Here is a 20797-nt window from a genome sequence, read left to right as displayed (position 1 = left end):
TTTCATAACCTTCCCCGAATCACTTAGAATAGTGGGCTTAATCATTTTATACGAACCAGGAACGACGCCATGAGCAAGTCTGAAAACCTCTACAGTGCAGCCCGCGAGCTTATTCCGGGTGGCGTGAACTCACCTGTGCGCGCCTTCACCGGCGTGGGCGGTACGCCGCTGTTTATCGAACGTGCTGACGGCGCGTATCTGTATGATGTCGATGGCAAAGCCTATATCGATTATGTCGGCTCCTGGGGCCCGATGGTGCTGGGGCACAACCACCCGGCTATTCGTAATGCGGTGATTGAAGCTGCCCAGCGCGGCCTGAGTTTCGGCGCGCCAACCGAAATGGAAGTGAAAATGGCGGAGCTGGTGACCGAACTGGTGCCTACCATGGACATGGTGCGTATGGTGAACTCCGGTACCGAAGCCACCATGAGCGCCATCCGCCTGGCGCGCGGTTTTACCGGTCGCGATAAAATCATCAAATTCGAAGGCTGTTACCACGGCCATGCGGACTGCCTGCTGGTAAAAGCCGGATCCGGCGCGCTGACGCTCGGCCAGCCAAACTCGCCAGGCGTACCGGCAGATTTCGCGAAGCACACCCTGACCTGCACCTACAACGATCTTGCTACCGTTCGCGCGGCGTTCGAGCAGTATCCGCAGGAGATCGCCTGCATCATCGTTGAGCCGGTTGCGGGCAACATGAACTGCATCCCACCGCAGCCTGAGTTCCTGCCGGGCCTGCGCGCCCTGTGCGACGAGTTCGGCGCGCTGCTGATCATTGATGAAGTCATGACCGGCTTCCGCGTGGCGCTGGCGGGTGCCCAGTCTTACTACGGCGTTGAGCCGGACCTGACCTGCCTCGGCAAAATCATCGGCGGCGGCATGCCGGTCGGCGCATTCGGTGGGCGTAAGGACGTGATGGAAGCCCTGGCACCAACCGGTCCGGTTTACCAGGCGGGCACGCTCTCCGGTAACCCTATCGCCATGGCGGCGGGCTTTGCCTGCCTGACCGAAGTGGCTCAGCCTGGCATTCATGAAACCCTGACCGACCTGACCACGCAGCTGGCAAACGGTCTGCTGGAAGCCGCAGAAGAGGCCGGTATCCCTCTGGTGGTTAACCACGTGGGCGGCATGTTCGGGATTTTCTTCACCGATGCGAAAACCGTGACCAGCTATCAGGACGTGGTGAAGTGCGACGTTGAACGCTTCAAGCGCTTCTTCCACCTGATGCTGGAAGAAGGCGTGTACCTGGCACCGTCCGCGTTCGAAGCGGGCTTTATGTCCGTGGCGCACAGCGAAGAAGATATCAATAACACCATCGACGCGGCGCGTAAGGTGTTCGCGAAGCTCTAAGGGCATTGCCGGGTTGGGTGTTCTCCCTCTCCCTGTGGGAGAGGGCTGGGGTGAGGGCATCAGCCCGCACCTGACTACCGGCTCTGCTTTCTCAACAGATAAATAAAGTACGGCGCACCGATAAAGGTCGACAGCAGACCCGCCGGGATCTGATACGGGAACAGCATCATTCTTCCGCACCAGTCCGCGAACACCAGCATCACCCCGCCCGTCAGGGCCGACATGACGATATGCGGCATCGTCCGGCGGAATCCCATCATTCTGGCAATGTGCGGCGCCATTAATCCGACAAAACTCAGCGGTCCAATCGTCAGGGTTGCCACAGCCGTCAGGCACGCCGCAATCAGCAGCAAGGCCACGCGCGCTGGCGTCAGCGCCATTCCCACCGCACGTGCGGTTTCGCCGCCGAGCGGCAGAATGGTCATCCAGCGGCGGCACAGCGGCACCATCGCCAGCAGCACGAGCATCACCATCCCGGACCAGATTACCTGGCTGCCGGTGGCGTTGTACGTTGAGCCGGAAATCCAGGTCAGGATCTTCGCCATACGCGGATCCCCGCTGGCCTGCAGCATCATCAGCAGCATCGTAAATGCGGTGCTGAGCGCCATCCCGGCCAGCAGCATGCGGTGCGGAGAAAACCCGCCGCGACCGGCGGCTATCAGGATAATCATCAGCGTGGCTGCCGCGCCGATACTGCCGGCAGGCATCAGCCAGCCAAACGCATTGCCCGGCACAAAGAACAGCATCAGCACCACGCCAAAGGCAGCGCCAGAGCTGATACCAAGCACTTCAGGGCTCGCCATCGGGTTGCCGGTCAGACGCTGAATAATGCACCCCGCCACCGCCAGCATTACCCCTGCGATCAGCGCAGCGAAGATACGCGGCCAGCGCCACTGCAGCAGTTCATTGAGTAAATCACCCGTTGCCCAGTGCCAGCCCGAGGCATCGCGTCCGAATGAGAGCGCCGCGAACGAGGCGATCATCAGCACCGCCAGACCGGCAAGGCTAAACCACAGCACCGACTGACGTTCAGCGTAGACTTTATCGCCCGCGTCCATCGCCGGTGCACTCATGCTGCGCAGCCGCGGGAGCAGCCACAGCAGCAGCGGCGCCCCGATAAGCGCGGTCACAGAGCCGGTGGAGACTTCCCTCCAGACCTGCGCCAGCCAGAGAATAAGCTGATCGGAAAGCCAGAGGATCAGCGCCCCAATCAGCGGCGCTAGCATCAGACGCGTCAGTAAACGACGCGCCCCGAGCATTTTCGCCAGCAGCGGCGCAAACAAGCCGATAAACCCGATAATGCCGACCGCGTTCACCAGCAGGGCGCTTAATACAATCGCCAGCGTCAGCGCCGCCAGGCGAGCCAGCGACAGCGCCAGCCCCAGGTTACGCGCCACGCCATCATCCAGACCCATGAGCGTCAGAGGACGCAGGAGCAGCAGCGTCAGCACAACACCGCCAGCCAGCTGCGGCCACAGGCGCTGCACAATGCTCCAGTCGGTCTGGGTGAGCGTACCGGTACTCCACAGGAACATGCTTTGCAGCTGATCGTGGTGGAACAGCACCAGCAGCTGGTTAATCGCGCCACAGTAGAGGCTCACCACCAGCCCGGCCAGAATAAGCGTTACCGGAGAAAGGCGCTTGCCCCAGGCCACGCCAAAGACCAGCGCGCCCACCACGCACGCCCCCGCGAGTGCCGCAAACTGCGAGGTTAACGCACCCGGCAGCGCCCACAGGGTGGTGACGGTGATCCCAAGCTGCGCGCCGGTCGCGACGCCGAGCGTGGTGGGCTCTGCCAGCGGGTTACGCAAAACCTGCTGGAACAGCACGCCCACCAGCCCTAAACCGGCGCCGACTAAAAGGGAGATCGCCAGACGCGGCATCAGGCTGTAGTGGAACAGCATCTGCTGAATATTGTCGATATCCGGCGAGGCCAGAGCGGCCCCCCACTGCGCGCGGGGTAACGCCGCCGAGAGGTTGAACCCGGTTAATACCAGCGCAACCAGAAAAAGCAGGGATAGCAGCAGCGCCGGGAAGCGGGCGATACGCGTATTCATGCTTTACCTCCCAGGGCGTTATCCAGCACGCGGGCAAAATGCATGGCCGACAGCGTCGCGCCGTAGAACCAGACCGCCGGGGCGCGCTGGAAGCGCTGCTCACGCACAAACGGCATCGCCCGCCAGAGCGGGGTTGCCATCAGGGTTTGCATGGCGCGTTCGTTGCCGTGGTCGAAACACAGCACATCGACATCGCGAAACGCCGCCAGACGATCGATACCCACCGCGGTACTGCCCCAGAACGTCATCTCCCCTTCCCAGGCATTGCGAATGCCGAAGCTGTCGAGCACTTCCTGGAACAGGCAGTTTTTACCGAAGACCAGCATATGGCGGGCATCCAGCAGCGTCACCATCAGCAGCGGACGATCGCCCCGGTTGGCAAAGCGTGGCTTCAGGGAGTCGATCAGGGTATCAAATTCGTCGAGATGCTTTTTGGCCTCGACCTCGCGGTTGAGGAAACGCGCCATCTCGTTAATCGAGTTTTTCGCCATGGCCAGCGGTTTTTTACCGTCGCTGAAGGCGAATCCACGTCCTGGCGCAATGCGCGCCATGATCTCCTCTGACGGACCGTAGCCCGCTGACCAGAACATGAACGAGGGTTTCATCTGGGTGAGCAGTTCAAGGTTTGGCTCCGTACGCAGGCCGATGTCGATCACCGAGTCCGGCAGCTTCGGCTCGTTCACCCAGAGGTTATAGTTAGGAATGTCCGCCACGCCATAGGGCGTGACGCCAAGCGCCATCATCAGCTCGACCGGAAGCCACTCCAGGGCCACAATACGGTGCGGATCGACGGCGGCGGCACGCGCCGTATTCATTTTGAACAGCAGCGGTGAGAGCGCCATCGCCGTCAGCAGGCGACGGCGGCTAATGCGTGTGTTATCCAGCATCAGTAGACAAAGCTCACCGGTGCAGCCCCGGCAGGGTGAGGCAGAATACCCATCGGAATACCGTAAATATGTTCCAGCGTCTCGCTGCGCATCAGCTCTGCCGGTGTGCCCTGGGCAATCATCTCGCCCCCGCGCAGCGCGACGAGGTAGTCACAATAACGCGCGGCCATGTTGATATCGTGCAGGACCGCAATGACCGTCAGACCACGCTGCTGGCTCAGGCGATGCACCAGCGCCAGGACGTCGACCTGATGCGCAATATCCAGCGCGGAGGTCGGTTCATCCAGCAGCAGACAGCGGCTGTCCTGCGCCACCAGCATCGCAATCCACGCGCGCTGACGTTCGCCGCCGGACAGGCTATCCACCAGACGGTGCGCCAGCGGTTTTAGCCCGACCAGCGCAATCGCCTCTTCCACCTTCTCTCTGTCGGCGACGCCGAAGCGCCCAAGCGCCCCGTGCCACGGATAACGCCCAATCGCCACCAGCTCACGCACCGTCATCCCTTCCGCCTGCGGCAGCTGCTGCGGCAGATAGGCCACTTTGCGGGCAAAGGCTTTACTGCTCCAGCTCTCCAGCGGTTGGTCATCCAGCAGAATATCGCCTTCTGAAGGCGGCTGATGGCGCCCCAGCATCTTGAGCAGCGTGGATTTACCGGAGCCGTTGTGACCAATCAGGCCCGTCACTTTACCGGCAGGGAACGTCAGAGAGAGCGGATGCAGCAGAGTGCGCCCGGGTACGCGAAAGGAGAGATGGTTGAGCGTAAAGGTGGTGTCGGGTTGCGTTTGAATATCCTGCATATCAGCCAACTTAAATAAAAAGGGCACGGCGAACCGTGCCCGAAGAGAGATTAGAAGCGGAAGGTCGCGGTGGCAACAACCTGACGTTCAGCACCCCAGAAGCAGCCGTAGGTATTGAAGCAGCTGGCAACGTACTCGCGATCGAACAGGTTGTTCACGTGCAGCGCCACGTTTGAGCCCGCCATGCCAACGCGTGCCAGATCGTATCTGACCAGCGCATCGACAACGGTGTAGCTGCCCACTTTGAAGGAGTTCGCCGGATCGCCATAGCTTGAGCCCGTGTAACGCACGCCGGTACCCAGCGTCAGACCAGACAGCGCACCGTCAAACAGGGTGTAATCGCCCCACAACGATGCCATGTGTTTTGGCACCTGAGCAGGCGTGTTGCCTTTGTAGGTGGTGTCCGTGGTGTATTCTGCATCGGTATAGGTATAAGAACCCACCAGGTTAACGCTCGCAGACAGGGCCGCTTTCGCTTCCACCTCTACGCCACGCGCGCGGATTTCACCGCCCTGAACCGAGAAGAAGGAGCCCGCCGGGTCCGCCATCAGGTTGTTGGTTTTGGTCAGCTGGTACAACGCGCCGGTGACGACGATCGGACGATCGTTCGGCACGTATTTCACGCCCGCTTCGTACTGTTTGCCTTTAGACGGCGCGAACAGCTTGCCCTGGGCATCGCTCTGCGAAGCCGGTTCAAACGATTCGCTGTAGCTAAAGTACGGGGTTACGCCGTTATCAAACAGATAGTTAACGCCACCGCGCCAGGTGAACTGGGTATCATCACGTTTGGAGGTGGTGTTCGTCACGCGGTTGTAGGATTCCTGATCGGCCCAGTCATAACGACCGCCCAGGGTTACCAGGACTTTGTCCCACTCAATCTGATCCTGAGCGTAAACGCCGGTCTGTTTTTGCTTGTTCAACACCTGATAGGCGCCTGACGGTCCAGGATGTGAACCGAAATCGAAATCGCTGCGATCGAGGTTATAGATATCAGATGGCGCAACGGAACCGGCATAACCGAACCACGAGTCGATGTCATTACGCATGCGCATGAAATCCACACCCGTCAGCAGAGTATGATCGAGTGAACCCGTCGCGAACTTGCTCTGCAGCTGCGTATCAACAGTGAAGTTTTCCAGCTTCTCGTTATCGATCACATACTGGCGAGTCAGCGTATGGCCCCACTGCGACTGAGGAACGCTCGCGCAAGGGCTGGATGCCGGATTACTCGAATAGAGCGGATCGGAACACATACCGTAGCCGTAAACGCTGTTTTGCGAGGTCTTATTCTGCGCATAGCGCAGGTTCTGACGCACGGTAAAGGTGTCGTTGAATTCGTGGTCGACGCTGTATCCCACCATTTTCTGGTTACGGGAATAGGTATTGTTCTTCGCGCCTTCGTTGAAGTTCGTCGGCAGACGATCGCCGTTCGGCAGCGGATCAACCGTCCCCTCTTTTGGCAGCCAGCCGTAATAGCCCGTTTCAGGCTCGTTCTGGAAGTAGGAGAGGAAGGTGAAGGTGGTTTTATCATCCGGACGCCAGGAGAAAGATGGCGCGATGGCGTAACGCTGCTCACCCTTACCTTCCTGCTGGGAATTATTCGAACGCGCCACGCCCGTTAAGCGGTAAGAGTAAACGCCGTCATCGTCAATTGCATCGCTAAAGTCGAACCCGGTCTGGAACAGGCTATCCGTGCCGACTTTGAACTGGATCTCTTTCAGCGGCTCGGTTGTTGGGCGCTTGCTGACCATGTTAAGCAAGCCGCCTGGGCTGCTTTTGCCGTACAGAACGGAAACCGGACCGCGCAAGATCTCGGCGCGCTCCAGCATATAAGGATCAATCACCGCGTCGTTATAGAAGTTCCCCTGCATTTTCATGCCGTCGAGGTAGTTATTCTGCGTCTGACCATCGGCCGCAAAGCCGCGGATAATCAAATAGTCATAGGTGTTAGACGCGCCGCGTGTGCCTACCGCAACGCCAGGCGTGTAGCTCAGGGCTTCTTTTACCGAGCGCGGCTGATGCAGTGCCATCTCTTCGGCCGTGACCACAGAAATAGACTGAGGAACCTTTTGAATCGGGGTATCCGTTTTGGTCCCGGTCGCGGATTGCCTTGCGGCGATGGTCGCAGCAGGCCCCCAGGCACTTTCCTGTGCCGCAGGTGCCGCTGTTACCGTAATGGTTTCTTCTTTTTTCGGGGCTTCGGCCGCATGTGCATAAGCAGACATGCCGGCAACCGCTGTGGCGACAACCACCGCGATTTTACGTCGCGACGTGTTAATAGGCTGAGCTGTATTGAAAAGCGCCATGTTGTTCTCTGATGGAAAAGTGAATGATAACGTAAACGAGAATTATTATTATGAGCGCCAGAATAATATGCGAAACGCTGGTTGCATAGCAAGCAGTAAGCGGCCCTACAATATTTAAGGGTTTAAGAATTAACCAGATGAAAAGAGAGGGTTAATGAGGTTAGCGAAATGATCGCTAAAGCCCGCCGAAACGGGCAGAGGATTAACGGTAAAACACCTCGAACGTGGCGACGGAGTCGACTTTGCCCGCTTTAACCTCCCCCGTTTTGACGTAGCGCGCCTTAAGGGGGATTTCGAGAGGAACCTTGTCCTGCGTACTGGTTATCGCCGTGTAGTTCTGGTCAAACTGCAGCACCGTATTATTCTTGTCGAGAATTTGGATGCCGACACCCGACGCGGCGGAATCTCCTGCGGCGATGCCAAGGATATTGCCGTTCGTCACGCCCGTCGAACCCGCGCTGGTGAACTGATAATCGACCTTCGTCCCCGCCGCGCAGTCGGTGATTTCAATCTTAAAACTGCCGTCGGTAAGAATATCTGAGTATTGCCCGTCAAAATCCTGAACGTTAACCGTTTTAAGGGGCACATAAATGTTGCGGTCGACCAGATTACAGGTGTTGGTCGTAATGTGAACGCTGGCAGGAGAAAACCGCATTTCACCGATTACCGCGTTACCCAGAATATCCACAGCCGTTAATCGCGAAGTATCCAGATCTCCCTCCTGGATATCGCCTGTTACTACCAGCTGTGCAGCGGCGCGAAACGTAGATTTATTCTGCGAAGAACCATGAATCGACCCCATATAATGGATAGTCCGAAAGAGGTCCTCTTCGTTATAGCTGGGAAAACGTTCGCTCGAGGAAGCCGCTCGGATACCAATACCCGGCACGTTAGTTTGATAAACTCCAGGCAGAACACTCTCCCGAGCATCAGTACTCGCAAGATAAAGATATCCGCGTCTGATTTGCGCATCACCATAACACTCCACCGTGACTTCCTTACTCTCGACGCTGACGTCATAAATCACGGTGCCGACGGGCGTATCGGGCTCAACCACGATCACCGGCGGAAGTTGAAACGTCACCACGGCATCCACGTCAGAACTGCCGTTAAAGGTACAGTCTGCATGGGCTGAATGGAAAAAGGCACCCGCGAGCAAGAGCAGCAGTGACGAAAGAAACGTTTTGGTTGAACAGCATTGACGCATGAAATACCTCTGTTATTGGCAGTTGATCGTAACCTTCACGATCCCTGCTGAGCCCTGCGAGGGAAGATCCAGTACTCCCTGACACTGACGATCGCGTTCTTCCCCCCACTGCACGCTAAACGTTGTTTTGCCGGACAGTCCCGTAAGGTAAACCTCACCGTCATCCCCGACGATAGCGGAGGTACTCTCCAGCGCCACCACGGCCCCAAACGGAACGGGCTTACCTGCGTAGAGCAAGGTCACCAGCGCGCGTCGTCCAACGCGAGCATCGAAGGTCGCGCTCAGCGCCGCTCCCTTCGTCGGCACGAGATCGAGCGTTGCTGCATCGATATCAATATCTTCCCGATCCTGGGTATTTACGGTGATGACGTTGTGCCGATAGGGCGCCAGGGAGGGCACAATGGCGTTACCAAAACGGTCTGTAGAGATGCCCCGCCCGTTTTGCACTTTGACGTTATCGCCATCCTTAATGTGCACAATGGCGAATGCGTCGCGGACAGGTTGCCCCAGCGTTACGCCATGTTCGTGGGCAACGATCGACCCCTGCGCGCTGTAGTTCCACTGTCTGTTATCGCCGCCGTAGCTGTACCCCATCCCGACCTCACCGGAAGCGCCACGGTAACGCCCGGACAGGCTGCCGCCGTAGCCGGTATTCTGATTGGCATAGCTCTGCTGAAGGTTGTAGCTCAACTTATTGTCCTCCAGCGCGGTACCGCCGAGCCCGACCTGATGCGAGACAAACCCACCGCTGGCGGTGTTAGCACTGTAGGTTGCCCATGAATCAGGCAGCCACTTTGATAAAGGAATGTTGACCGTCAACGCCATCTGCCGGTCAGTATCAGCGTCCGGCGTGCGGGTCAGGTTGTAGCTTATTGACCAGGTGATATTGCGCCAGCTTGAGCTCAGCCCCGCGCTGACGCTACGCTCATGGCCGTCCATGTCCCAGTAATCCTGCTGATAGCCGTTGAGATAAGCCGAGCCCCAGTCTGAAATGCGCTGGGACAGATTTAACTGCATGCGGCTTCGGCGGTTGTTGGTTCTGCGGTAGGTATAGATGCCGTCATCGATCTCGCTGTCACGCTGATCGATAGCTTCCTGAAAGGTATAAAACCCCGAGGTGGAGTAGCGGTAGCTGGCAAGCGTGACGGTCGTATCCGTGTCAGGGATATCTTTTGAGTACTGGGCCCGCCACGATAAACCGCTGGCATCGTCACGCCCGTCATCAAACGCGGTACGCGCAGCCGTGAGATCGACAGATGCGGAGCCAAAGTGCCCCAGGTCGGCACCAAGACCCAGCAGCAGCGCATGATACAGTGACGCCCCCAGCGCGCCGGTATAGGCCGTGACGCCGTAAGGCAGACCATAGATAGCCGTACCTTGCGCAAAGGTGGGTTCATCTTCACCTTCGTTACCGCGATAGCGCCCTGCTGCCAGCGAATACTTAAAACCGCCTTCTCGCTGTAAAACCGGCACCGACGCGCTGGCCTGAATGAAGCTGTGCTCGCTGCCATCCGCCTCTTCGACGGTGACTTCCAGATCGGCTCCGGAAGTCACCTGGCTTAAGTCGCGGATCTCAAAAGGCCCTGGCGAGACGTTTGTTTGATAAATGGTATAGCCATTTTGCTTGATGGTGACTTTCGCGTCGCTATTCGCAATACCCCGCACAACAGGCGCAAAGCCTTGCTGGCTGACGGGCAGCATAGCGTTGTCCGTTTCCAGCTTCACGCCGGTCATCTGGACGCTGTCAAAAAGCTCGCCATTAGTATACGTCTGGCCCATCTCAAGCTGGCTTTTTAACGTTTTGATGTCACGCTGCAAAGTGCTGGCGATGGCCTCCCAGCCGGAAGCGTCGCTCCAGGTGCTGTTATTGCGCAGTCGCCACGCGCCAAGGTTCATCCCCGACTCCAGACCCAGCCAGGTCGAAGAGGTGTTGCCCGAGCTGTAGTGCTGCTGAGAACCGCTGAGCTGATAGCTTGTCCAGGCGGCAGGCGCGCCGTCATCCCAGAATTTCGGGTTTATCGCCCCGGCGACGGCCCGATCGCGGTAGATCTGCGGAATGACCAGCTTCAGGGTCTGGTTATCCTGATCGTAATCGTAGCGTGCGTTTTCAATGAAATGAGAGATGTCCCGAACGTAAGCCTCGTCATCCAGTTCTTTCAAATCCGGGATCGTGTCGACTTTCACGCCGTATTCGCGAAGGTCCGCTTTGGTCAGCTCCGGCAGCAGATGCTGTTTGTCGTCAGAAAGCACGTAGGTGAGCGTACGGGTATCCAGCACGTCCCGATCCCACATAATCGTCGTGGGGTAGCTTCCTGCAAGTAAGCCATTATCATTGATGAAGTTTTTGAGCGTGGAGGTATTTTCGAGAGGGGTATCCAGTTCAAGGATCCGCAGGTTGAATTCGTCATCCGCACTTGCAGGCTGGATCGCGGCGAGCAGCGCCAGCGCGATCCCGGACAGTACCTGTTTGTGAAGTAAAGATGACGACATAACGTACCAACATGATCGATTTAAAGAGCCTGCTTGCGTGGAGAGGTCTGGGCGCCGAAATCATTAATAGCCGTCCAGGTCACCGCGCCATTTGCCGCTTTTGGTAGCGCGAAACTCTGCTTGCTAAAGGGTGCAACCATCATTGAAATGGCACCCGGCGTGGTTTTGGTCTCTTTCACCGGCACACTTTTCCCGCCAACGGCCAGTTCGCCAAATGAGACGTAAAAAGGCGTGGGATTGTTTGCAATTAGCGTGTCACCCTGACGATGGAACGTGATTTTTTCATACGCCCCCAGCGCATCGGCTTCCTTCAGCTGAGCGGGACGCCAGAAAAGCTTCAGGCGTGTTTTCATTGCGAACTGCAGCGTGTTTTTCTCTTTCAGATCGGGAGAGAGAGCAGAGACGGATTTCACATTCGCCAGAAACAGTGATTCGCGGTCTGCCGGCAGGCTGTTTTTATCGCCGGTAAAAATAACGTGTAACAGCGTCTGACGATTTTCCTGCAACTTATAGACAGGCGGCGTAATAATAAAGGGAGCCTTTGCATCATTGGGATAACTGACCCAGCTTTGCACCAGATAACGCGTATGAGGATCTTTATTTTTAAGTGCGATTTGTACTTCAGATTTATTCGATGGATAAATAATTCGCGTACCACCGAGAACAACGCTGGCCTGCACTGAACAACAGGAAATAATTAAACAACCACATAACAATTTAAATAACGTCTTCATACAGCGTTCCAGAAGGCAGCCGTTCAGGCTGCCGATAATTGCTTAGCGATAGACAACCTCGAATGTTGCAGAGGAAGAGTAATGACCCGCGGTTGGCGCGGTATCACCGACCTGAATCACTTTCGCGGTGTAGTTAAAGACAGAAGCCGCTGCGCCGGTCGCATCGTTATCCACGTCGGTGCCTGCATCCGGTACTGAACCGTCAAAGAGCACATCGCCTTTGCCGCCGTTTTCATTGCTGACAGTGATGCCAACGTTAGTGGCATTGCCTGCGCCGGAGAGGTCGTTCTTCAAACGCTTGTATGCCGCGTCCGTCGTTGTGCCGCTGAACTTGAGGTTCAGTTTGGCGACCAGCGGGTCACATTTTTTCACTTCAATCTTGAAGGCTTTGGATGTTCCCACGGTACCGTCAGCGCCAAAGTCCGAAGGATAGGTATCCGCGAACGTGACGGTTGATGCGTTGGTACCTGAGCCATCAACGTTAATTTCGCAGGTATCGGCAACAATTTTTCCGGCGAAGTTCACCGTACCGGAATCGTTAGAAGCGAATACAGGCAGAGACACCGCAGCCATAAGACTTCCGGCCAGGAAAGAAGTAACAACATATTTATTCATGATAATATCCTTATATACAAATGTAGACATCCATTCCCGCTAAATAACGAGCGTCAGAATGTTATGCAAATTTTCACGCCACTCACGACCAAACATCTACCAATGAAATATTCTATGAGGCCGGTGGATTTGTTGAGGAGATTACATCAGATTATTCTTGCAGGTGTCCAGAGCACAAAATAACAGACCAAATAAAAGCTATGCCAAGCTTATGTTTTAAATGATAAAACTAAGCCCTTAATAATTCTTAATTCTGCTTTTAATAATTTTAAAATATTAATAAATGTAAAAAACAAAAAAAGCCGCTTTATATTAAAGCGGCTTTTTATTCAGGAAACTAATCAGTTCCCGCCAAACATATCCTTAATCCAGCCGGCTACGCCATCGCTGTCTTTTTTCTCATTCTGCTGCTGCGGCTGTTGCTGCTGCGGCTGCTGTGGCTGAGAAGACTGGTCGAACGGATTGCCCGTCGGCTGTTCAGGCTGGCTTTGCTGGCACAGCGAGTCCGGGTTGGCCGTCCAGACCGGCAGGGTACGCATTCCCCCGCCGCAGACGAAGTTACCGGAACTGTCCACGCCCATATCCACGATATCTTCCGGCGCAACCAGATTCAGCGGCACCGGAGACTGATTGGCCAGATAGCGCTGGTAAATCGACATCGCCCCGCTCGCCCCGTACAGTTTGGTCGGCTGGTTGTTGTCGCGGCCTACCCAGGTGATCACCACTTCACGGCCATCAATACCGGCAAACCAGGTATCGACGTTGTTGTTGGTGGTCCCGGTTTTACCCGCCAGATGCAGGCCCGGATACTTCGCACCCAGCTGACGCCCGGTACCGCGCTGCACAACCTGCTGCATCGTCCACAGCGTCATATAGGCGGCCTGAGCAGGAACGGCACGCTCCGCCTGCGGGAAGCTCTGATACAGCACGGAGCCATCTTCGGCAATCACCGAACGCAGGGCAGACAGCGGTGCGCGGTTGCCCCCGCTGGCAATGGTCTGGAACGCCTGCGCCACTTCAATTGGCGTCAGGTTAAGCGCGCCAAGGATCATCGCCGGCACCGGGTGCAGCTGATCTTTCGACACGCCCAGTTTTTGCCAGGTGTCGACAATCGCTGGCAGTCCCAGAGACATGCCCAGGTTCACCGTTGGCACGTTCATGGAACGCGTTAACGCATCCACCAGCATGACCTGACCGCTGAACTGTTTATCATCGTTCTGCGGTGACCAGACCTGGCCGTTAGGTTGGCGCAGGGAGATCGGCGCATCCGCAATCCAGGTGTTCAGGCGATACTGATTGGGCTGACTCAGGGCTGTCAGGTAAGTTGCCGGTTTTGCCAGAGAGCCGATTGAGCGACGCGCCTGCATGGCGCGGTTGTAGCCTGCAAACTGCGGCTCGGCACCGCCCACCATGGCGCGAACTTCACCGGAGTTACGGTCAACCACCACCATCGCGGTTTCAAGATCGGAGAGCTTACGCTGTTTCTTCAGCGCCGGAATGCCTTCCACCGCCGCTTTTTCTGCCGCATCCTGCGCCACGGAGTCGAAGGTGGTGAAGATCTTCACGCCGGAGAGATCTTTGACCTTATCGCCGAGCTTGCTTTGCAGCTCCTGACGCACCAGCTGCATAAACGCAGGCTGAGGCGAAATCACGCCGCCGCGCGGCTGAACGCCGAGCGGACGCGCGCTCAGCATGTCGTACAGCTCCTGGTCAATCACCTGCTGCTGCTGCAGCAGACGCAGAACGAGGTTACGACGCTCCAGCGCCAGTTTCGGGTTACGCCACGGGTTGTAGATGGACGCCCCTTTTACCATGCCCACCAGCAGCGCCTGCTGGTCCAGGCTCAGCTCTTCCACCGGACGGCCAAAGTAGTACAGGCTCGCCAGCGGGAAGCCGCGGATTTCGTTATCGCCGCTCTGACCGAGGTACACCTCGTTCATGTACAGCTCAAGGATACGATCCTTGCTGTAGCGCGCATCCATCAGCACGGCCATGTAGGCTTCGTTCGCTTTACGCCAGTAAGAGCGTTCGCTGGAGAGGAACAGGTTCTTCACCAGCTGCTGAGTCAGCGTACTCGCCCCCTGCACGGTGCGACCGGCAGTCAGGTTAGCCAGTACCGCACGACCAATCGAGTAGAGGCTGATGCCATCATGCTCGTAGAAGTGACGGTCTTCGGTGGCCAGCAGGGTATCGACCAGCAGATCCGGGAAGCCGTTACGCGCCACGAACAGGCGCTGCTCGCCGTTTGCCGACGAAAGCATGGTGATCAGGCGCGGATCGAGGCGGAAGAAACCGAACTGGCGGTTGTTATCCATGTTCTCGATGGTGTCCAGACGATCGCCGTCAAAGGTCAGACGCGCGCGCACCTGCCCCTCTTTGCTGTCCGGGAAATCAAACGGACGACGGATCATCTCAATGCTGTTGGACTGCACGGTAAATTCGCCAGGCCGCGTCATTTTTGACACCTGACGATACTGGGTGGCTTCCAGCAGTTTCACCATCTCGTTCTTAGTGACGGACATATCTGGCTCGAGGTTCACCATACGGCCATACACTGCCGCAGGTAGCTGCCAGACTTTACCGTCGATACGGCTGCGGATCTTCTGATCCAGATACACGCCGTAAATCGCCATCAGCACGACAAAAACAATAAACAGCTTCAGCAGCAGCCAGAACCAGCCGCGCTTGCCCCGAGGCTTACGCCCTTTGCCTTTTCCATTACGCGGCATCGGTTCTTCATCCTCATAATCGTCTTCATAGTCATCGTCATAGTCCTCATCTCTGAGGCGACGACGGCTTACCTTTTCTTTCGCCGGACGCGTTGGTTTTCCCTTACGTCCTATTGGCTCGCGGTCATTCCCCGCCATGCTTTTTCTCCGCAACTTTCAGGCGCAAAGGCCAGATTTTCTTTTCTTTCACAGGTCTGTGAAAGAAGAAATCTCTCAAAATTTGTTTTCTCCCTCTCCCTGTGGGAGAGGGCCGGGGTGAGGGCATCAGGCCGCACTCCCCTCTTACGAATACTTCTTCGTTCGCCGCGTAGGCGCCGTATTCGCCGGATCGTCCGGCCAGACATGTTTGGGGTATCGCCCCTTCATCTCTTTCTGCACCTCACGGTAGCTTCCCGCCCAGAACGCCCCCAAATCTCGGGTGATTTGTAATGGACGATGCGCAGGCGACAGCAGCTCAAGCACTAACGGCACGCGCCCTTCCGCAATGGACGGCGTGGTGGCCTCACCAAACATCTCCTGCATCCGAACCGCCAGCGCTGGCGGATTATCCTCATGATAACGGATGGCAATCCGGCTTCCGGTCGGCACAGTGTAATGCCCTGGCAGTTCACTATCCAGACGTTGACGTAATGACCAGTCCAGTAAATTCTGTAACGCTGTCTTAACATCAAGCGCCTTAAGGGCTCGCAGGGAGTGCACGCCGCTCATTTGCGGCAGTAGCCAGTGCTCAAGCGTCGCAAGCAGCGTCTCATCATCCACCGCGGGCCAACCGTATTCCGGTAGCCACTTCGCGGCGCAGTGCAGACGAATGCGGTACTGCTCGGCTTCCGGCGTCCAGTTCAGGGCGCTCAGCCCTTTTTCCCGAATGCCGTTCAGCATGGCCTGATGAAGCTCTTCTTCCGACGGCTTAGCCAGCGGCTTCGTCCCTAACGTCAACTTACCAATCTGGCTGCGACGAAACGCCTTCAGCGTGCCCTGGGCATCATCCCATTCCACGGTATCAGATTGCTGAAGCAGCTGCGGGCAGGCACGCGTCAGGGCGTCAATCTCTACGGCAATCGCCTGCAGGATACGCGCATCCGGAGAATGGCTGCCCTGAAGCAACAGCGGGGCGATCAGCCATTCGTGACGCGTCAGCGCATCATCGCTGTCCAGCATCGCCCCCATGCCGTTTGCCAGCTGGTAGCGACCGTCCAGCCCGCGCCGACGCGCGATCCTGTCCGGGAAGGCCTGTGCCAGCAGGAAGGCAATCTTATCGCTGTCATGCGATCCTCCCCGGCTATTCAGGCGCTTGCTCAGCTGCTGCGCCCGCTGCTGCCAGTTCCCCTGACTGCGCGAAAACGCCTGCCCCAGATCGCTGCTGCCACCGCGAGGCGGCTCCTCAAGAATAGCCGCCAGTTTTGCCGCCGTGGCAATTTCATCATCCCCTTGCGCGGCCACCAGCATCGCGGCCAGACGCGGATCGTTGCCCAGCGCCGCCATTTTCTGGCCGCGCGCCGTCAGACGCTCGCCTTCCAGCGCGCCGAGCTGGGTAAGCAACGTGCGCGCAGCGGTGAGGTTTACGACAGGGGGAGGATTAAGCCAGATGAGCTGATCAGGGTTCGGGCAGCCCCACTGAAGCAGATCCATCACCAGGCCAGACAAATCGCTTTGTAAAATTTCCGGGGTGCTTTGCTGTGCAGCGCGTTCAGCCTGTTCCGCGCTGGTCAAATGCAGGCAGATACCCGGCTCAAGACGCCCCGCACGGCCCGCGCGCTGCACCATCGACGCCTGGCTAATGCGCTGCGTCAGGAGTTTAGTCAGCCCGGAACGCGGGTCAAAGCTTGCCACCCTCTCCTGCGCGCTATCCACCACCAGGCGAATGCCTTCAATGGTCAAACTGGTTTCAGCAATGTTGGTTGCCAGCACCACCTTGCGCTGCCCCACCGGGGCCGGAAGGATGGCTTTACGCTGATCCTGTAGCGACAACGCGCCGTAGAGCGGGCAAAGCAGCACCTCGCCGCCTACGCGGGTAGAAAGCTGCTCCTGCACGCGCTGGATTTCACCGACGCCCGGCAAAAACAGCAGCAGGGAACCGGGCTCCTGACGCAGCAGCTCAGCGGTGGCAATGGCGACGGCCTCGTCAAAACGCTGATGGGCGGGAAGCGGCTGATAGCGGCGATCAACCGGAAACGCCCGCCCTTCTGAGCTGATGACCGGCGCATCGGGTAATGCCTGTCGTAGCCGCTCGTTATCCAGCGTGGCCGACATGATAAGCAGCCGGAGATCGTCGCGCAGCCCCTGCTGCACATCCAGCAACAGGGCGAGGGCCAGATCCGCCTGCAGGCTGCGCTCGTGAAACTCATCGAGGATCACCAGCCCGACGCCGGTAAGCTCCGGATCGTTTTGCAGCATGCGGGTGAGAATCCCCTCGGTGACCACTTCAAGACGCGTGGTCGGGCCAACGCAGGTTTCGGCACGCATCCTGTAACCTACCGTTTCGCCCGGTTTTTCATTCAGCAGTTCCGCCAGACGCTGCGCCACGTTGCGCGCGGCCAGCCTGCGCGGCTCCAGCAGGATAATTTTCCCGCTGATGTTTCCGTCTTTCAGAATCTGCAGCGGCAGCCAGGTGGACTTCCCCGCGCCCGTAGGGGCATTCAGCAAAACCTGCGGGGCATGGTGTAAGGCAGCGAGAAGCTCAGGAAGAATGACGGCGACCGGCAATGAGGACACTAACAGCTCCAGAGGGTTAACATTAATCGGCGTACATTGTAGCATCGGCGCATATCATTACCGAGTCCTCCGTATGTCTGAGTCGAAACGGCTATTTTTTGCCATTGAATTGCCCACCGCGATACAGCGTCAAATTGTTCGCTGGCGCGCCGATTGCTTCCCGCCGGAGGCAGGCCGCCCTGTCGCGGCGGCCAACCTGCACCTGACGCTGGCCTTTTTGGGCGACGTCAGTGCTGAAAAGCAGCGGGCGTTAGCCGCAATGGCCGGGCGTATTGCCCAGCCGGAATTTACGCTGCACCTCGACGACGCGGGTCAGTGGCTGCGTTCGCGCGTGGTCTGGCTGGGCACGCGCCAGCCTCCGCGCGGATTATTGCAGCTGGCGAATATGCTGCGCGCGCAGGCGGCGCGCAGCGGCTGTTATCAGAGCCCACAGCCGTTTCATCCACATATCACGCTGCTGCGCGATGCCGGTCAGGCCGTTGCCATCCCGCCGCCGGGTTTTCACTGGGCCTTTCCGGTCAACGGATTTGCGCTTTACGAATCCGTCTTTGCACAGGGACGCACCCGCTATACGCCGCTACAGCGCTGGACGCTGGGCAACACCGAAAGGAATTCTGATGAAGTTTAGTCCTCCCCTGCAGCACGCTACGCTTATCCAACGCTACAAACGCTTCCTCGCCGACGTGATCACCCCAGAAGGGGTACAGCTCACCCTGCATTGCCCCAATACCGGTGCCATGACGGGCTGTGCGACGCCGGGTGACAGGGTCTGGTATTCCACATCAGAAAATACTAAACGCAAATATGCCCATACCTGGGAAATGACCGAAACCCAAAATGGGGCATTTATTTGCGTTAACACCCTGCGCGCAAATCAACTGGTTAAGGAAGCGCTGACCCACGGCACAATTCCTGAACTGGTAGGATACGGCACGCATAAAAGTGAAGTGAAATATGGCGATGAAGGCAGCAGAATTGACTTCATGTTACAGGCGGAAGACAGGCCGGAGTGCTATATTGAAGTGAAATCAGTGACGTTAGCGGAACAGGAAAATGGCTACTTCCCGGATGCGGTAACGCTACGTGGCCAGAAGCATCTGCGAGAGCTAATGAGTGTTGCGGCGGCGGGCAAACGCGCCGTATTGCTGTTTGCGGTGTTGCATTCAGCCATTGAACGTTTCTCCCCTGCCCGCCATATTGATCCTAAATACGCGCAATTGTTGAATGAGGCACAAAAGCAGGGGGTAGAGGTTTTCGCTTATAAAGCGGAACTTTCTGCCGATAATATGACTCTGATATCCTCTCTTCCCATTGTCTTATAAGGGATTAGACGATTGACGATTAAGTGTTCTGGCCGCGTGCGCAAATACGCTTTTCCTCACAGGCTTGTCAAGTGTTACGTTTAGATAATTGCCATCCGGAAAAGCATCTGCTATTTATAGCGACCTGATTTTTCCCCCAACACGGGGATCGATAGTGCGTGTTAAGGAGAAGCAACATGCAAGAAGGGCAAAACCGTAAAACATCGTCCCTGAGTATTCTCGCCATCGCTGGGGTGGAGCCGTATCAAGAGAAGCCGGGCGAAGAGTATATGAACGAAGCCCAGCTGTCGCACTTCAAGCGTATTCTTGAAGCATGGCGTAATCAACTCAGGGATGAAGTCGATCGCACCGTTACTCATATGCAGGATGAAGCTGCTAACTTCCCGGATCCGGTAGACCGTGCCGCTCAGGAAGAAGAGTTCAGCCTCGAACTGCGTAACCGTGACCGCGAACGCAAACTGATCAAAAAGATCGAGAAAACGCTGAAAAAAGTCGAAGACGAAGATTTTGGCTACTGCGAATCCTGCGGTGTTGAAATCGGCATTCGTCGCCTGGAAGCGCGTCCAACCGCCGATCTGTGCATCGACTGTAAAACGCTGGCCGAAATCCGCGAAAAACAGATGGCCGGTTAATACCAGCGCTGTTTACACACTCTAAAGGCGGGAGTCTCTCCCGCCTTGTTACTGTTGATATGTCTGAATCACACTATATTGGGCGCTTCGCGCCATCTCCTTCCGGTGAATTACACTTCGGCTCATTAATAGCCGCGCTCGGCAGCTACCTGCAGGCTCGCGCCCGCCAGGGAAAATGGCTCGTACGCATTGAAGATATTGACCCTCCACGTGAAGTTCCCGGTGCTGCAGAGACGATTCTGCGTCAGCTGGAACATTACGGTCTTCACTGGGATGACGAGGTGCTCTGGCAGTCAACACGTCACGAGGCTTATCGGGAACGTCTGGCCTGGCTTCGCGATCGGGGGCTTTCCTATAACTGCACCTGCACCCGCGCGCGTATCCAGAGCGTGGGTGGCGTCTATGACGGCCACTGCCGCACGCTTAATCTTCCCCAGGAAAATGCCGCAGTACGTATAAAGCAGCGTGCCCCGGTAACGCGCTTTACCGATCTCCTCTCCGGTGAGATTCATGCCGATGAACGCCTGGCACGTGAGGATTTTATTATTCACCGCCGTGACGGCCTGTTTGCCTATAACCTGGCGGTGGTCGTCGACGATCGTTTCCAGGGCGTGACGGAAATTGTGCGCGGGGCGGATCTGGTCGAACCGACCGTGCGACAAATATCGCTCTATCATCAGTTTGGCTGGACGGCACCGGACTACATTCATCTGCCGCTGGCGGTCAATGCGCAGGGCTTTAAATTGTCAAAGCAGAACCACGCTCCGGCCCTGCCAGACGGCGATCCGCGTCCTGTTTTGATCGACGCGCTGCGATTTCTCAACCAGAATGTAACCAACGAATGGCAGGATCTGCGTGTTGACGAACTGCTGAAAATGGCCGTTGCCAACTGGACGCTCGCGGCAGTGCCAAAAATCCAGCATTCTCAAATGCGTTGCGCTGAGCTATGATTAGCCGCT

At 57.1% G+C, this 20797-nt stretch carries 15 protein-coding genes; 5 read left to right on the top strand and 10 right to left on the bottom strand.

Annotated elements, in window-relative coordinates; genetic code table 11:
• The first annotated feature begins 69 nt into the window (after positions 1–69).
• Positions 70–1350: a glutamate-1-semialdehyde 2,1-aminomutase gene (hemL, locus tag GVO84_RS04100; protein WP_121425057.1), complete on the top strand. Its 1281-nt coding sequence runs from the start codon at positions 70–72 to the stop codon at positions 1348–1350.
• A gap of 74 nt (positions 1351–1424) precedes the next feature.
• Here the strand turns inward: hemL and fhuB are convergent, their stop codons facing one another.
• From fhuB to hrpB, 10 genes are all read right to left on the bottom strand, one after another.
• A complete protein-coding gene (fhuB, locus tag GVO84_RS04095; RefSeq protein ID WP_159515550.1) occupies positions 1425–3407 on the bottom strand; it encodes a Fe(3+)-hydroxamate ABC transporter permease FhuB in 1983 nt (660 codons plus the stop codon).
• Positions 3404–4294 carry a Fe(3+)-hydroxamate ABC transporter substrate-binding protein FhuD gene (gene fhuD, locus GVO84_RS04090; RefSeq protein WP_159515549.1) on the bottom strand — a complete coding sequence of 297 codons (891 nt, stop codon included), beginning with the start codon at positions 4292–4294 and terminating at the stop codon, positions 3404–3406. Before fhuD ends, fhuB begins: the two co-directional genes overlap by 4 nt.
• The gene (fhuC, locus tag GVO84_RS04085) at positions 4294–5091 is read right to left on the bottom strand and encodes a Fe3+-hydroxamate ABC transporter ATP-binding protein FhuC (protein WP_033144663.1); all 798 of its coding nucleotides are present in this window, start codon (positions 5089–5091) and stop codon (positions 4294–4296) included. Before fhuC ends, fhuD begins: the two co-directional genes overlap by 1 nt.
• 50 nt (positions 5092–5141) lie before the next feature.
• Positions 5142–7397: a ferrichrome porin FhuA gene (fhuA, locus tag GVO84_RS04080; RefSeq protein WP_159515548.1), complete on the bottom strand. Its 2256-nt coding sequence runs from the start codon at positions 7395–7397 to the stop codon at positions 5142–5144.
• A gap of 202 nt (positions 7398–7599) precedes the next feature.
• Positions 7600–8604 (bottom strand): fimbrial protein, encoded by a 1005-nt coding sequence (locus GVO84_RS04075; protein WP_159515547.1) that lies wholly within the window; start codon positions 8602–8604, stop codon positions 7600–7602.
• Between the two features lie 12 nt (positions 8605–8616).
• Positions 8617–11094, bottom strand: a complete 2478-nt coding sequence (locus GVO84_RS04070; protein WP_159515546.1) for a fimbria/pilus outer membrane usher protein — start codon at positions 11092–11094, stop codon at positions 8617–8619.
• 20 nt (positions 11095–11114) lie between these two features.
• Positions 11115–11828: a fimbrial biogenesis chaperone gene (locus GVO84_RS04065; protein ID WP_121425051.1), complete on the bottom strand. Its 714-nt coding sequence runs from the start codon at positions 11826–11828 to the stop codon at positions 11115–11117.
• Positions 11829–11870: 42 nt separating this feature from the next.
• A complete protein-coding gene (locus GVO84_RS04060; protein ID WP_121425050.1) occupies positions 11871–12443 on the bottom strand; it encodes a fimbrial protein in 573 nt (190 codons plus the stop codon).
• A 341-nt stretch (positions 12444–12784) separates the two neighbouring features.
• A complete protein-coding gene (gene mrcB, locus GVO84_RS04055) occupies positions 12785–15310 on the bottom strand; it encodes a bifunctional glycosyl transferase/transpeptidase (protein ID WP_159515544.1) in 2526 nt (841 codons plus the stop codon).
• Between the two features lie 144 nt (positions 15311–15454).
• A complete protein-coding gene (gene hrpB, locus GVO84_RS04050) occupies positions 15455–17884 on the bottom strand; it encodes an ATP-dependent helicase HrpB (protein ID WP_159515543.1) in 2430 nt (809 codons plus the stop codon).
• A 73-nt stretch (positions 17885–17957) separates the two neighbouring features.
• Here hrpB and thpR point away from each other — a divergent pair, with 73 nt between their 5' ends.
• The 4 genes from thpR to gluQRS all read left to right on the top strand — a co-directional run bounded on the left by thpR (position 17958) and on the right by gluQRS (position 20788).
• Positions 17958–18512 (top strand): RNA 2',3'-cyclic phosphodiesterase, encoded by a 555-nt coding sequence (thpR, locus tag GVO84_RS04045; RefSeq protein ID WP_121425047.1) that lies wholly within the window; start codon positions 17958–17960, stop codon positions 18510–18512.
• Complete coding sequence (gene sfsA, locus GVO84_RS04040) at positions 18502–19206, top strand: DNA/RNA nuclease SfsA (RefSeq protein WP_121425046.1); 705 nt, start codon at positions 18502–18504, stop codon at positions 19204–19206. The genes thpR and sfsA overlap by 11 nt, the downstream gene beginning before the upstream one ends.
• A gap of 176 nt (positions 19207–19382) precedes the next feature.
• A complete protein-coding gene (gene dksA, locus GVO84_RS04035; RefSeq protein WP_001155232.1) occupies positions 19383–19838 on the top strand; it encodes an RNA polymerase-binding protein DksA in 456 nt (151 codons plus the stop codon).
• A 59-nt stretch (positions 19839–19897) separates the two neighbouring features.
• The gene (gene gluQRS, locus GVO84_RS04030; RefSeq protein ID WP_159515542.1) at positions 19898–20788 is read left to right on the top strand and encodes a tRNA glutamyl-Q(34) synthetase GluQRS; all 891 of its coding nucleotides are present in this window, start codon (positions 19898–19900) and stop codon (positions 20786–20788) included.
• Positions 20789–20797 lie beyond the last annotated feature (9 nt).

It is taken from the genome of Enterobacter sp. SM3 (assembly GCF_009811935.2).
In the GTDB taxonomy this organism is placed as follows: Bacteria; Pseudomonadota; Gammaproteobacteria; order Enterobacterales; family Enterobacteriaceae; genus Enterobacter; species Enterobacter asburiae_D.
The sequence above is the reverse complement of the archived record's forward strand: the minus strand, read 5'-3'. Positions and strand labels throughout refer to the sequence as shown.

Excerpts from the sequence above, each read along its gene's own strand:
- hemL (WP_121425057.1), top strand. The coding sequence starts at position 70 with ATGAGCAAGTCTGAAAACCTCTACAGTGCAGCCCGCGAGCTTATTCCG.
- fhuB (WP_159515550.1), bottom strand. The coding sequence starts at position 3,407 with ATGAATACGCGTATCGCCCGCTTCCCGGCGCTGCTGCTATCCCTGCTT.
- fhuD (WP_159515549.1), bottom strand. The coding sequence starts at position 4,294 with ATGCTGGATAACACACGCATTAGCCGCCGTCGCCTGCTGACGGCGATG.
- fhuC (WP_033144663.1), bottom strand. The coding sequence starts at position 5,091 with ATGCAGGATATTCAAACGCAACCCGACACCACCTTTACGCTCAACCAT.
- fhuA (WP_159515548.1), bottom strand. The coding sequence starts at position 7,397 with ATGGCGCTTTTCAATACAGCTCAGCCTATTAACACGTCGCGACGTAAA.
- GVO84_RS04075 (WP_159515547.1), bottom strand. The coding sequence starts at position 8,604 with ATGCGTCAATGCTGTTCAACCAAAACGTTTCTTTCGTCACTGCTGCTC.
- GVO84_RS04070 (WP_159515546.1), bottom strand. The coding sequence starts at position 11,094 with ATGTCGTCATCTTTACTTCACAAACAGGTACTGTCCGGGATCGCGCTG.
- GVO84_RS04065 (WP_121425051.1), bottom strand. The coding sequence starts at position 11,828 with ATGAAGACGTTATTTAAATTGTTATGTGGTTGTTTAATTATTTCCTGT.
- GVO84_RS04060 (WP_121425050.1), bottom strand. The coding sequence starts at position 12,443 with ATGAATAAATATGTTGTTACTTCTTTCCTGGCCGGAAGTCTTATGGCT.
- mrcB (WP_159515544.1), bottom strand. The coding sequence starts at position 15,310 with ATGGCGGGGAATGACCGCGAGCCAATAGGACGTAAGGGAAAACCAACG.
- thpR (WP_121425047.1), top strand. The coding sequence starts at position 17,958 with ATGTCTGAGTCGAAACGGCTATTTTTTGCCATTGAATTGCCCACCGCG.
- sfsA (WP_121425046.1), top strand. The coding sequence starts at position 18,502 with ATGAAGTTTAGTCCTCCCCTGCAGCACGCTACGCTTATCCAACGCTAC.
- dksA (WP_001155232.1), top strand. The coding sequence starts at position 19,383 with ATGCAAGAAGGGCAAAACCGTAAAACATCGTCCCTGAGTATTCTCGCC.
- gluQRS (WP_159515542.1), top strand. The coding sequence starts at position 19,898 with ATGTCTGAATCACACTATATTGGGCGCTTCGCGCCATCTCCTTCCGGT.